The sequence below is a fragment of the Nocardiopsis sp. LDBS1602 genome, from assembly GCF_035818715.1.
Classification (GTDB): Bacteria; Actinomycetota; Actinomycetes; order Streptosporangiales; family Streptosporangiaceae; genus Nocardiopsis; species Nocardiopsis alba.
In genome coordinates this window covers 13357-26733 of the sequence record NZ_JAYLVW010000001.1, presented here as the reverse complement: position 1 = coordinate 26733, position 13377 = coordinate 13357, and the positions used below count along the sequence as shown (strand labels likewise).

Annotated in this window: 10 protein-coding genes; 3 read left to right on the top strand and 7 right to left on the bottom strand. The window is 71.0% G+C overall.

Features of this window, described 5'->3' with window-relative positions:
• The first annotated feature begins 237 nt into the window (after positions 1–237).
• Positions 238–3297 carry a penicillin-binding transpeptidase domain-containing protein gene (locus U9J66_RS00120; RefSeq protein WP_326336612.1) on the top strand — a complete coding sequence of 1020 codons (3060 nt, stop codon included), beginning with the start codon at positions 238–240 and terminating at the stop codon, positions 3295–3297.
• Between the two features lie 128 nt (positions 3298–3425).
• Here the strand turns inward: U9J66_RS00120 and U9J66_RS00115 are convergent, their stop codons facing one another.
• From U9J66_RS00115 to U9J66_RS00090, 6 genes are all read right to left on the bottom strand, one after another.
• The gene (locus tag U9J66_RS00115) at positions 3426–3770 is read right to left on the bottom strand and encodes a DUF3040 domain-containing protein (RefSeq protein ID WP_326337396.1); all 345 of its coding nucleotides are present in this window, start codon (positions 3768–3770) and stop codon (positions 3426–3428) included.
• Between the two features lie 185 nt (positions 3771–3955).
• On the bottom strand, positions 3956–5056 hold the full coding sequence (locus tag U9J66_RS00110) for an ABC transporter ATP-binding protein (RefSeq protein WP_326336611.1): 1101 nt from the start codon (positions 5054–5056) through the stop codon (positions 3956–3958).
• Positions 5056–5880: an ABC transporter permease gene (locus U9J66_RS00105; RefSeq protein WP_326336610.1), complete on the bottom strand. Its 825-nt coding sequence runs from the start codon at positions 5878–5880 to the stop codon at positions 5056–5058. The genes U9J66_RS00110 and U9J66_RS00105 overlap by 1 nt, the downstream gene beginning before the upstream one ends.
• Positions 5877–6698 carry a molybdate ABC transporter substrate-binding protein gene (gene modA, locus U9J66_RS00100; protein ID WP_161109994.1) on the bottom strand — a complete coding sequence of 274 codons (822 nt, stop codon included), beginning with the start codon at positions 6696–6698 and terminating at the stop codon, positions 5877–5879. Before modA ends, U9J66_RS00105 begins: the two co-directional genes overlap by 4 nt.
• Positions 6691–7092, bottom strand: coding sequence for a TOBE domain-containing protein (locus U9J66_RS00095; RefSeq protein ID WP_014908847.1), 402 nt, complete (start codon positions 7090–7092; stop codon positions 6691–6693). The genes modA and U9J66_RS00095 overlap by 8 nt, the downstream gene beginning before the upstream one ends.
• 159 nt (positions 7093–7251) lie before the next feature.
• Positions 7252–8883, bottom strand: a complete 1632-nt coding sequence (locus U9J66_RS00090; RefSeq protein WP_026125115.1) for a glycoside hydrolase family 10 protein — start codon at positions 8881–8883, stop codon at positions 7252–7254.
• A 292-nt stretch (positions 8884–9175) separates the two neighbouring features.
• Here U9J66_RS00090 and U9J66_RS00085 point away from each other — a divergent pair, with 292 nt between their 5' ends.
• Positions 9176–10459: an isochorismate synthase gene (locus tag U9J66_RS00085; protein ID WP_326336609.1), complete on the top strand. Its 1284-nt coding sequence runs from the start codon at positions 9176–9178 to the stop codon at positions 10457–10459.
• A 59-nt stretch (positions 10460–10518) separates the two neighbouring features.
• The gene (locus tag U9J66_RS00080; RefSeq protein WP_161109998.1) at positions 10519–10968 is read left to right on the top strand and encodes a GNAT family N-acetyltransferase; all 450 of its coding nucleotides are present in this window, start codon (positions 10519–10521) and stop codon (positions 10966–10968) included.
• 83 nt (positions 10969–11051) lie between these two features.
• On the opposite strand, the gene U9J66_RS00075 is transcribed toward U9J66_RS00080, so the two are convergent.
• On the bottom strand, positions 11052–13076 hold the full coding sequence (locus U9J66_RS00075) for a PhoX family protein (RefSeq protein WP_326336608.1): 2025 nt from the start codon (positions 13074–13076) through the stop codon (positions 11052–11054).
• Positions 13077–13377 lie beyond the last annotated feature (301 nt).

The following is a 13377-nucleotide window of genomic DNA, read 5'->3' as shown; positions in this document are numbered from 1 at the left end:
TCACTGTTGGTCGGTGTGGTAGCAAGTGTCCCCCGGGCCTCAACTATTGCCTTCGCGGAATACCGCGTTCGGCTCCCGCCCTTCGGGGCGGGCCGACCGAACGGCCAGGAGCCCCGTTGTGCCCCGCGCCGAGAGGCGACCGCCATGCCGACCATCAACCTCGTGCCCCGCTCCCACCGAGGTGGGAGTGGGGCATCGTGTTGTCTCCAGGAAACGTAACGAAGGACGGTCACAGGCGTGGACGAACGGTCCCCCCGGCAGCCGGATTCCTCCGGACCACCCGACTACACGGGTGGTTCCGAAGCAGGTCGGCCGCGCCCGGAGAACCCTTACCGCATCCCCCAGCGGCCACCGGGGGCTCGCCCCACGGACACCGGCGACTTCGGCCTCGAGCATCCGCGTCCCGCGGACCCCGTCGTCCCGCCCTCGTCCGAGCCGAGCCTCCCCGCCGCCGAGTCGTGGGACCCCCGCCCCGGTCGACACGACCCCATCACCGAGCCCTGGGAGCTGCCCAGGGAACCGGACGGCCCCGACCAGCGCCCCGAGCGGATCGATCTGGACGACGTCGCGCCCGAGCGCGAGGAGCGTCGTTGGGACCCTCCGCTTCCACCGGAGCCCGCCCGCTGGGAGCCGCCCTCGTTCCAGGGCGAGTCCTCGATGGGCGAACGGCCCGCGCCGGCCGGGGGCGACGGCCCCTCCGAGCCTCCTCTCTGGGAGGCGTCCTCTCACCGGGACGCTGTCTCGACCGACGCGCGGCCCACGTCCACCGAGGAGAGCGCCTCCTCCGAGACCACCGGATGGGAACCGGACCCCTACCGGAGCGAGGCCCCGACCGGCGAATGGGGCACCACCCCGACCGAGGAGAACGCCTCCTCCGAGCCCTCTCTCTGGGAGACACCCTCCTACCGGAGCGAGCCCTCGACCGGCGAATGGGACACCACCCCGACCGAGGAGAGCCACTCCCCGGAGCCCCTCCGTTGGGAGACACCCTCGTTCCAGAGCGAGCCCCCGACCGGTGAACGGCCCGCGCAGGCCGAGGAGCCCACCGGATGGGAACCGGACCCCTACCGGAGCGAGCCCTCGACCGGCGAATGGGGCACCGCCCCGACCGAGGAGAACGCCTCCTCCCCGTCCGCCTTCGACGACCGTCCCTACCCGGACGCGGTGTCCAACGAGCATCAGGCCGCTCACGAGACGGCGTACTCCCCTTCGGCCTCCCACTACTCCGAGCCCGGGGAGCCCTCCTTCTATGAGGAGCGTTCCGACGGGCACGACCCGGTGCCCGTACCGGTCCCGGTCGGCCACGGAGAGACGCCCTACGGCGGACAGCCCGCCTACAACGGCGACACCCCCTATCCCGGATCGGTCCCTCCACCCGCCGAGGACGACGGGGCCGCCGCGGCCGAGCCGCCGCGGAGAGAGGGCTATGAGTTCCTCTACAGCGGCCAGGGGCCGGGCGGGGCGCAGGGCCCCGGCCCGGGAGGTCCCCAGGGGCACGACGGGCCTCAGGGGCCGTACGGACCGCAGGGCCCCGGCGGCCCCCAGGGTCCGGGCGGCCCCGGAGGACCGTACGGGCCGGACGAGGACCCCTACGACGGTGACGCCTACGACCCGGGGCCGCCTCCGGCGAAGAGGAAGTCCCGCCGTGGCCTGCTCATCGGCGTGATCTCGGCCGTGGTCGTGCTGGCGCTGATCGGCGGCGGCGTGTCCTGGTACATCTACACCATGCCGCAGCCCGAGGAGGCGGTCGCCGCCTACGAGTCCGCCTGGGAGGAACGCGACTACGCGGCCCTGGCCCAGGTGACCACCGGCGCCGACGCCGAGGAGATCCTCGGCGGGATCGACGCCGGTCTCGGTGTGGACGGCGTCGACGTGGAGATCGGCTCCCCGGTCGTCGACGGTGGCGCCGGTACCGCCTCCTACGAGGTGACCCTCTCGCTCACCAACGCCGACGACTGGGGTTGGGAGGGCGAGCTGCCGCTCGTGCGCGAGGACGGCGAGTGGCTGATCGACTTCTCGCCCGAGGTCGCCTATCCGGGGCTGGGCGAGGACCAGGTGCTGGTCCGCACCACGGTGTGGGGCGAGCGCGGTCAGATCCTGGCCGCCGACGGCACCCGTCTGGACGCCCCCGACGTGTCCGGTTCGCTCCAGATGATCGCGGGTTCGGTCGGCGAGGCCGACGAGGACGACGTGGAGCGTCTGGGCCCGGCCTACAGCGTGGGCGACATCGTGGGCAAGAGCGGGCTCCAGCGCACCTACGAGGAGCGGCTGGCCGGCGAGGCGGCGACCACCATCCTGATGGTCGGTTCCGCCGAGGCCGAGGACCCCGACTCGTTGGAGGCGACCGAGGACAACACCGTGGCGACGCTGGACGGCTCCGACGGCGAGTCCATCACCACCAGCATCGACATGGGGGTCCAGAGCGCGGCCGCGAGCGCCATCATCGGTGCCGACGATCCGGCCGGTCTGGTGGCGGTGCGTCCGTCGACCGGGGAGATCCTGGCCGCGGTGAACGTCCCCGGCGGGTTCAACCGGGCGTTCGAGGGTCAGTACCCGCCCGGTTCCTCGTTCAAGATCATCACCTACAGCGCGCTGTTGGAGAACGGTCTGTCCATGGACACGACCATGGACTGTCCCGAGGAGTACGACCTGGGCGGCTGGCCGTTCCGTAACGCGGGCGGCGCCGAATACGGCGACCAGACGGTGACGGAGGCGTTCGCGACCTCCTGCAACACCTCCCTCGTTCAGGAGGTGGAGCGCTACCTGTCGTCCGACTCGTTGCAGGCGGCCGCCGAGCGGTTCGGGATGAACGCCCCGTTGGACATCGGCGTGCCCGTCCAGGAGCCGAGCTTCCCGCCCGTGGACAGCGCCACCATGCTGGGCGCGCAGAGCATCGGCCAGGGCCAGATCCTCACCTCGCCGCTGCACATGGCCACGGTGCCTGCGGCGATCGCGGACGGTTCCTGGCGGCACCCGGTGCTGGTCACCGAACCGGCCCGGGAGGACCTGCCGGAGCCGAACGCCATCGGTAACGCGGAAACGCTGCGTCCGATGATGCGCGCGGTGATCACCGAGGGAAGCGCCAAGAGCGTCGACTTCCAGGGTGAGGTGTACGGCAAGACCGGTACCGCCGAGTTCGGTACCGCCGACGACGCCGACGAGGACGACGAGCTGCCCAGCCACGCGTGGATGGTGGGTTACAAGGGCGACGTCGCCTTCGCCCTGGTGGTCGAGGGCGGCGGTGGCGGTTCGGCCGTGGCCGGCCCGCTGGCCGCCAAGTTCACCAACGCGCTGTAGTCGAGCGCGCGATGGGCCCCGGCGATCTCCGGATCGTCGGGGCCTTCGTCATCCCCGGTGGGCGGCCGCGAGGGCGCGCGCGGCCGCCCGACGCCCGGAAGGGGCTTCGGTGTTCGTGCCCCGTCCGGTCAGTCGGCCGGGTGGACCGGCGCGGAGGAGCCGCCGGTGGCGACGGCCTCCGCGGCGAGATCCCCGCCCGTATCGGTGCTCTCCGTGGCGTTCCCCGCCCGCGGGGTGTCCGGTCCGGGAACACTCGGTGTGAGGACGAACAGAGCGATCAGGAGCCCCACGGTGACCGCCGCGATCAGACCGCAGGCCACCCAGGGCTTCCAACTCCGCAGCCCGGGATCGACCGGGGCGTCGGGATCATCGCTCCCGAAGGACGACAACCGGTCGGCGAGCCTGGGAGCCTCCTCACTGAGCTGTCGCTCGATCTCGGCGAGAATTCTCCGCTCGTGCTCTCTCAGGGACATGGCACCCTCCTCGGCCGCCGGGGGAAGGACTGTCGTCACCGGGTGTCCTACAGTCTCCCCCGAGTGAGATCCGCTTATCCGAACACCCCCAGGTTCTGCATGCCCGTTTTCAGCGCTCTGACCTCGTATGAGATGTATTTTCGCAATTCGAGAGGTTTGTATCGCCCAGCGAGAGGAAGGGCTCCTCAGTCCGGGTAGCACTCGACCTCGGAGGCCTTCACCACGGCCCACACCTCGCTCCCCCTGGTCGGCGCCAACTCGGCCAGGGCCGCCGGGGTGATGTCGGCGGCCAGGGAGAGCCCGCCCTCCAGAAGCACCCGGACCTGATCCCCGAAGCGTTCGACCCCGGTCACCGTCAGCCGCCACGCGTTGCGCGGGCTTCCCCCCGGACTCTCCCGGTACAGGGCCACCGCCCGGGGTGGGAAGGCGACCAGGGCCGGCCCCCGGTGTCCGTCACCCGCCTCGACGCGCACGGGCCCCCTCCCGTCCTCGCCCTCCAGGGTCACGGTGGTCCCGGAGGCCTCGCCCCGGAAGAGGTTGAGCCCCACCAGCCTGGCGACGTAGGAGGTACGGGGGCGGCGGGCGACCTCCGCGGGGTTCCCCTCCTGCACCAGACGACCGTCCTCGATGACGGCGATCCGGTCGGCCATCACCATGGCGTCGAGAGGGTCGTGGGTCACCAGGACGGTCGCCCCCTCGAACCCCTCCACCAGATGTCGCAGCCGTGAACGCACCGTCGCCCGGGTGCCGATGTCCAGGGCGGCCATGGGTTCGTCCAGCAACAGCAGCCCGGGACGGACCGCCAGGGCACGGGCCAGGGCCACCCGCTGCGCCTGCCCTCCGGAGAGACGTCGAGGTCTGGCCGACGCGTACTCGGCCAACCCCATCTGCTCCAGGAGCTCCATCGCCAGCCTTCGCGCCTCGGTCCTCCCCGCCCCCTGGCAGCGAGGACCGAAGGCGACGTTGTCCAACGCGCTCAGGTGCGGCAGGAGCAGGTAGTCCTGGAAGACGACGCCGACGGGGCGATGCTCGACGGCGGTGGTGGTCAGATCCTCCCCGGCCAGGAACACGTGCCCGTCGGAGAGCGGGGTCAGCCCCGCCAGGGCCCGCAGGACCGAGGTCTTACCGGCCCCGTTGGGCCCGAGCAGGGCCAGGACCTCCCCCGGCGGACAGGTGAGACGGACATCGAGGGTGAACGTCCCCCTGCTCAGCCTGAGGTCGGCGTCGAGTCCTCCGACGGACGTCGGGGCGGGGTCGAGTGGGGTTCGGGGTTCCCGTGCGGCCATCAGACGCTCATCCACCTCTCTCGCAGGGTGGCCAGGACGGCCAGGGAGACCAGGAGCAGGACCAGGCTGAGGACGATGGCGGCCTCGGGGTCGCGCTGCATGGCCATGTAGACCGCCAGCGGCATGGTCTGTGTGGTGCCGGGAAAGTTCCCGGCGAAGGTGATGGTGGCGCCGAACTCGCCCAGGGCCCGGGCCCAGCACAGCACCGCCCCCGCGCCGATCCCCGGCAGGATCATGGGCAGGGTGACGCGGGTGAAGACGGTGACGCGCCCCGCCCCCAGGGTGGCGGCGGCCTCCTCGTAACGGCGGTCGGCGCCGCGCAGGGCCCCCTCGACACCGATCACCAGGAAGGGCATGGCCACGAACACCTGGGCCACGACGACGGCCACGGGGGTGAAGGGCAGGGTGAGCCCGAACCAGGAGTACAGGTACTGGCCGACGATGCCGTTGCGCCCCAGCACCAGCAGCAGCGCCACGCCGCCCACCACCGGCGGGATCACCAAGGGGACGGTGACCAGGGCCCGGACCAGTCGGCGTCCGGGGAACTCCGTGCGGGCCAGCGACCAGGCCAGGGGCACCCCCAGGACCAGGGAGACGAGGGTGGCCGCGGTGGAGGTGGACAGCGACAGCCACAGTGCGGTCAGCACGTCGGGGTCGACGATCCTGCGCCCCATGGTGGCCCAGGGCGCGCGGACCAGCAGGCCGACGAGGGGCAGGAGCAGGAAGAGGAGCCCTATCAGGGCGGGCAGGACGAGGACCCAGGGGACCCGTGCGGTCCCGTTGCCGGAGGGGCCGCGACCGACTCGGGACGTTGGAGCGGTCACGGTGTGCCGAACCCCGCTTCCCGCATGATCGGAGCCCCCTGTCCGGTGACGAAGTCGACCCAGGCCGCGGCCCGCTCGGGCGCCTCGGAGTTCGCGAGCACGCCGATGGGGTACTCGTTGACGGCCTCCTCCGCCTCGGGGAACCCGATCCCCTCGACCCGGTCCCCGGCGGAGATGACGTCGGTCTCGTAGACGAGTCCGGCGTCGACCTCGCCGAGTTCGACCTTGGTCAGGACCGCGCGCACGTCCTCCTCCAGGGTGACGGGGGCGACCTCCAGCCCGGCGGCCTCCAGAGCGATCCCGGTGGCGGTCCCACAGGGCACCTCGTCGGCGCAGAAGGCCGTCGAGACGTCCTCGGACGTCAGATCGTGGAGGGAGGAGACCCCGGCCGGGTTGCCCGGCGGCACGGCGATCATGAGGGTGTTGGTGGCGAACACCAGCCCCTCCTCTCCGTGTTCGGCGGCCCAGTCCGCGTCCAGGTCGCCGGCCTCGACGACCCTTTCCATCGTGGTGGTGTCGGCCGAGGCGAAGACGTCGGCGGGGGCTCCGGAGGCGATCTGCTGGGCCAGTTCACCGCTGCCCGCGAAGTTGAGGACGACCGTCACCTCGGGGTGCTCCTCCTCGAAGGACTCCGCGATCTCGGTGAAGACGTCGGTGAGGGAGGCGGCGGCCATGACGGTGAGCTCGACGTTCTCCGTCCTCTCCCCGCCTCCGTCGCCGGAGCAGGCGGTGAGTCCCAGGGCCAGGGCGGCCGCGACGGCGCACGCCCGATACACGCCCGTTCCGGCGCGGCGGGTTCTCGGGGGGATCTCAGGCATGCCGTCCTCCGGTGGACTCGACGATGACGTTGGTGGACTTGACGACCGCGGTGGCCGCGGCCCCGACCTCCAGTCCGAGTTCGTCGGCGGCCTCGCGGCTCATCAGCGAGACCACCCGGTGCGGCCCGGCCTGGATCTCGACCGAGGCCATCACCCGGTCCCGGACGATGCCGGTGACCAGACCCTTGAAACGGTTGCGGGCGGAGGAGACCCGGAGCGCGGGGTCCTCGTCGGTTCCGGAGCGCATGAAGTCGGCGAGTACGGCGCCGTCGAGGGTGCGGCGCCCGGAGGCGTCGCGCTCGGCGGCCAGTCGACCGGAGTCGACCCAACGGCGCACCGTGTCGGCGCTGACGCCGAGCAGTTCGGCGGCCTCACTGATCTGGAAGGTCGGCATGGAGGAGACCCTACTAGTCGCAGATGCAAGGATTTCAGGGATTTTCCCCTAGCGGATCCTAGCTTTCAGCGCCGATATCTGTCGCTTATGCCAAGAGGGAACATGACAGGAGGGCCCGCCCCCCCTTGGGAACGGGCCCTCCTGTTCTCGCTCGTGGTCTCAGCCGCGAACGTCGACGATCTCGCCGACCGGCCCCTCCGCCCGGAAGTCGTCCAGGGCGGTGACCACGTAACCGGCCCCCTCCTCCAGGGGCTCGGTGTCGGTCAACGTGGGTTCACCGGTCATGCCGACCAGGTTCGCCGTGTCCAGGGCCGCGCAGTAGGCGTCGTCGTCGCCGTCCTCCAGCGCCCGGACCGCGTCGGCCGGCAGACGGTAGAGCGCGTAGAAGCGGGCCCCCTCGATCTCGTCCCACTCCACCTCGACGTTCCCGTCGACGAGTCGGGCGTCGACGTCGTCGACCGAGCCGACCCGGGGCCCCTCGCCCTCGGGGTCGGTCATCGTCGGAGGCAGCGCGGGGTCGGCGTAGTGGGTCTCCAGCAGGTGATCCACCGCGCCGGGGTTGTCGCGCATGCTCTTGATGGAGAAGTAGATGTCGCCGGCGACCTGGTCGAGTTCGCCCGAGTAGTCGAGCTGCGTGCTCAGCGCGTCGTCACCGGTCCATCCGCTCTCACCGAGCCGGTAGGCGCCCTGGCCGACGTAGAGGTCGACGTCGGTGCCCTCGACCTCGTTCGCCCACCAGTCGGTCAGCGCCTCGTAGTCGGCGGTGGCGAAACCTCGCTCCCAGTAGAGCTGCGGGGCCACGTAGTCGACGGTCCCCTCCTGGATCCAGGTGCGGGTGTCGGCGTACTGGGCGTCATAGGACTGTAGGCCCGAGCCGGGCGAACCGGACGGGTCGGTGGAGTCGTTGCGCCAGATGCCGAACGGGGAGACGCCGAAGCTCACCCACGGTTTGCTCTCCTGGATCCCACCGTGGACGTCGCGCATGAGCTGATCGACGTTGTCGCGCCGCCAGTCGCCCCGATCGTCGAAGTCGCCTCCGTACTCCTCCCAGGTGGCGTCGTCGTCGAAGGTCGCGCCCTCCTGCGGGTACGGGTAGAAGAAGTCGTCGAAGTGGATCCCGTCGACGTCGTAGCGGTCGACCACGTCCATGATCACGGAGGTCACCCACTCGCGGACCTCGGGGTTCCCGGGGTCGACGTAGGCCTCGGTGCCGAAGTCGACCAGCCAGTCGGGGTTGCGCTTGACGGGGTGGTCGTCGGAGAGGTTCTCCACGTCGGGGTCCTGAAGACCCACACGGTAGGGGTTGAACCAGGCGTGCAGTTCGAGGCCGCGCTTGTGGGCCTCCTCCACCGCGTACTCCAGCGGGTCGTAGCCGGGGTCGCCGCCCTGCTCGCCGGTGAGGTAGCGGGCCCAGGGCTCCAGCTCGGAGTCGTAGACGGCGTCGGCGGTGGGCCTGGTGTGCAGGAAGACCGCGTTCAGTCCCATATCGACGGAGTCGTCGAGCCACTCGTCGAGTTCGGCCTTCTGCTCGTCCGCGGACAGGCCGGGCTCCGAGGGCCAGTCGATGTTGCGCACGGTGGTGAGCCATGCTCCGCGCATCTGACGCTTGTCGTCGTCCGCCGGGCAGACCGCGGGGGCGGCGATGCCCTCTCCGCCCGGTGCGCGCGGGTCGTCGGAGGCCGGGTCATCGCCGGCGGAGCAGCCCGCCAGCAGTACCGTCGCCGTGGCGGCGGCCGCGGCCCACCGGCCTCCGGCGCGCGGCTTGGTCAGGGCCCGTGCCATGGAACGCATCGACCATCTCCTCAAAGGTGTTCGCGCGCCGCCGTCCCATGACGCCACGCCGCGAACCAGATTAGGACAAGATGTCAATTTTCAGACACGATTCGGCCAAGGTGTGGACAACGTCGCACCTTGGAGGGAACGGGAATGTCACCGAGGGTCAACGGGACACCCCGGTCCGGGCACGAGTCCTCGACCACGTGCCCTCACCGGTGATGCCTCGTTCCCGGCTCTCACCCCGCCCCTCCCCACCTGCGAGGAGCCGTGATCCGGACACGATGGCGACGTCCTAGACTCGATCCCTGTGAACGCCGCGTTGACCCCACCGAAACTGTTCGTCCGCACCGTCCCCCTGCGCGATCGCGCGGACGGCCTCGTCCGGCGGTTGCCGGAGGGGGCTCCCCTGGCCTGGCTGACCGGGGACGAAGGCATCGTCGGCTGGGGTGAGGCGGCGCGGTTCGACCCCGAACCCTCCCCCGAGGGGACCCCGCCCACCGACATCACCCGTTTCACCACGGCCGCGCGCCGGTTCGCCGAACTCCTCGAACACGCCGAGGTGGAGGACGAGGTCGGCCTGCCCGGCACCGGCCCGGTCGCCTTCGGCACCTTCGCCTTCGCCCCCACCTCCGGCGGCTCCGCGCTGATCGTGCCCCGCGTGATCGTGGGACGGCGCGAAGGACGGTCCTGGCTGACCACCATCACCGACGCCCCCGGGGACCATCCGCGCGAACTGCTGTGGCCGGTCACCGAGCCCCGCCCCGTCGGTCCGGTCGACTGGAGACCCGGCTCCCTGACCGACACCGCGTGGATGGACACGGTCGCCTCGACCGTCGCCCGCATCCGGTCCGGCGAACTCGACAAGGCCGTCCTGGCGCGCGACGCCCACGCCGAGGCCCACTCCCCCATCGACGTACGCGTCCTCCTGGAGCGGCTGCGCACCCGCTTCCCCGGCTGCTTCACCTTCTCCGTCGCCGGCATGGTCGGCGCCACGCCCGAACTCCTCCTGCGGCTGGAGGGGGACGAGTTCACCTCTCTGGTCCTGGCCGGGACCCGTCCCCGAGGCGTGGACGAGGAGGACGACCACCGTCTGGGGCGGGAGATGATGTCCTCCGCCAAGGACGTGGAGGAGCACGGCCTGGCCGTGGACTCCCTGCGCGCCGCCATGGAGCCCCTCACCGAGGAGCTCACCGTTCCGGCCTGGCCGCACCTGCTCAAACTCGCCAACGTCCAGCACCTGGCCACTCGGGCCCACGCGCGTATGTCCCCCGGGGTCGGAGCCCTGGAGGCGGTGGCCGCCCTGCACCCCACCGCCGCCGTGGGAGGGACCCCCACCGAGACCGCCATGCGATTGATCGCCGAGGTCGAGGGCATGGACCGGGGCGGCTACGCGGGCCCCGTCGGATGGGTCGACGGCGCGGGCAACGCCGAATGGGGCATCGCCCTGCGCGGTGCCCACGTGGAGGGCTCCCGGGCACGTCTGTACGCGGGCTGCGGGATCGTGGCCGGTTCGGACCCCGCCTCCGAGCTCGCCGAGACCGAGTCCAAGTTCCGGGTGATGCGCGAGGCCCTCACCGACCCCGAGACCTGAGACCCGCGCTCGGGCACGCGGTTCACACGCGTGAAACACGAGCACGACAGAATTCGGACATGAACGTCGAAAGCATCCCCTGGGACCATCCCGAGGCGTCCGCGCTGCGCGAAGGGCAGCGTCGGGAGATCGCCGTCCGCTACGGCACCCCCGACTCCGAAGCGGGCACCCCTCCCTCCGCCGCCGACATCGCCGTGTTCGTGGTGGTGCGGGACGAGGACGGCACCGCCGTGGGTTGCGGAGGCCTGCGCGACCTGGGCGACGGTTCGGGTGAGCTCAAACGGATGTTCGTGCTGCCGGAGCGTCGAGGGAGCGGGGCCGCCCCCGCCCTCCTGCGCGACCTGGAGGGCCGGGCCCGCGAGTTCGGCTGGAGACGGCTGCTCCTGGAGACCGGAGACCGGCAGCCGGACGCGGTGCGCTTCTACACCCGGGAGGGCTACTCTCCCGTCCCCGCCTTCGGCTCCTACGCGGACGCGCCCGGCTGCCTGTGCTTCGGGCGGGACCTCTGACACGAACCGGCCCCGGTCCTCCCCCACGACGGAGGGACCGGGGCCGGTGGTCTCGGCTCGGGAACGGATCCCGAGGCGAAGGATCAGGTGCCGACGTCGCGGCCGCCCTTGTGCCAGGCGCACACCACCGAAGGGCGCGGGAAGTCCCCGTCGGGCCAGAGGCTGGTCGGCTCCTCGGCCGTACCGTTCTCGCCCGGGTGCTGCGGCGCGAGGAAGACCGTCTTCTGGTCCTTCGTGACCAGCGGGCCGCAGGTCTCCGCCTCGACCGGGACGGTCGCGAAGGTCCGCAGCTCACCGCGGAAACGACCCTCCACCGGGACCACGTGCAGGGAGTCGTTCATCCCCAGGCTGCCCGGCTGACCGTCGGTGGAGATCCACAGGTTGCCGTGCTTGTCGAAGGTCAGGTTGTCGGGCGCCGAGATCGGCATGACCTTCGACTTGTCGAAGCCCGCGTAGTAGGTGCTGTCGTCCTCGGGGTCGCCGCACACGATCGGGACGATCCAGGAGAACGTGGTGGCCGCCGAGTCGGCGCCGTCCTCGATGATCTCCAGGATGTGGCCGTACTTGTTGGGGCCCCGCGGGTTCGGCTCGTCGGCCTGGCCCGGCTCGCGCGCGCTGTTGTTGGTCAGGGCGCAGTAGACCTTGCCGGTGACCGGGCTCGGCTCGAAGTCCTCGGGACGGTCCATCTTGGTGGCGCCGACCTTGTCGGCCGCCAGACGGGTGTGGATCAGCACCTCGGCGACGGAGAAGCCCTCGACGAAGCTCTCGGTGTCGGAGCACAGCGGCAGCCACTCGCCGGTGCCGTCGAACTCGCCGTCGGAGGGCAGGGCGCCGGTGCCGTCGATCTCCTCCGCGGGGCTGTTGCCCTCCAGGCGGGCCACGTAGAGCGTGCCGGTGTCCAGCAGCGTCATGTTGTGCTTGTGGGAGCCCTCGACGTACTTCTTGTCGCTGACGAACTTGTAGATGTAGTCGAAGCGCTCGTCATCGCCCATGTAGGCGGCCACCCGGCCGTCCTCGGTGAGGTTGACGTTGGCGCCCTCGTGCTTGAAACGGCCCAGCATCGTGCGCTTGACCGGGGTGGAGTCCGGGTCGTGCGGGTCGATCTCCACGATGTAGCCGAAGCGGTTCACCTCGTTGGGGTGTCTGGCCAGGTCGAAACGCTCGTCGACCCGATCCCAGCGGCGACCCGAGTACCCGGTGGACAGCCCGTAACGGGAGGTCGCCTCGTTGTCGGGGGCGCCCACGAAGTACTGGTGGAAGTTCTCCTCACCGCTGAGGACGGTGCCCCAGGGCGTCATACCGCCGGCGCAGTTGTTGATCGTGCCCCGGGCCAGGACGCCCTCGGGGTCGGCCTCGGTGCGCAGCAGTTCGTGGCCTGCCGCCGGGCCGGCGATCCGGAAGGGGGTGTCGGCGGTGATGCGGCGGTTGAAGGGTCGCTCGCCCTCGGTCACGAGCCTCCACTGCCCGGTGCCGTCGACGCGCTCCAACTCGACGATCGAACCGCCGTGGGCGGCCATGGCCACCCGGATCCATTCGAGGTCGGCCTCGGCGCCGCCGGAGTATCCGGCGAACATCAGCTCCTCGTTGGTGTACTCGTGGTTGACCCACAGCAGGCCGCGCTCGTCGTCGAGCGTGAAGAAGCCGACGTAGTCGCAGTTGTAGCCGAACTGCTTCGCCTGCGCCTCGGCCGTCTGGTTCTCGAAGTCGAACTCGGGGGCGTCGGGCAGGACGGGGTCGCCCCAACGGACGATGACGTGGTGGTCGTAGCCCTCGGGGACGCTCACCTCGTCCCGGTTGTTGGGCAGGACGTTCTTGAAGGTGGGGCGAGGTGAGGGGTGGGGGCGTCCGGGACCTCTGTCCGCCGCCGCCGGGCTCAGCGCCGCCAACCCCAGGGCTCCGGCACCACCGCCGACCAGGGCGCCCTTGAGGGCGCTACGGCGGGAGAGCACCCCCTGGAAGATGTCGCCGAAGTAGGCGTTGTCACTCTTGTTCGGCTCGGGGTGGAAGCAGGCGTTGCCGCAGCGGTACAGGCAGGTCTTCGCGGATCGACCACCGCCGACGCCGCCGATCAAGGGCAGCATCCGACGACGGGGCGCGGATTCGGGCACGCGTTCTCCTCGGGAATCGTGTCTGCTCCGCACCTTCCCGAGGGGGCTGCGGGGCTCCGCTCGGGGGGCACGGAGTAGTGCGGGCAGTGGGGTCCTGCCGGTCGATCTCGACCTTGGCCGAGATTCCACACGCTCGGGTGAAACCGGGGTGAACTCACCCTCAACTCCCGCGCACGACTGTGGTGATCGCACGCTGAGCGGTCACACGAACACGTACCGTCGGACCTCTTGGTGATCCTCGCCTACCCCACCGCGCACTTCCACAAGCCTCGCCCAGGTGAGGCCGGGTGTTTTCGAGGAG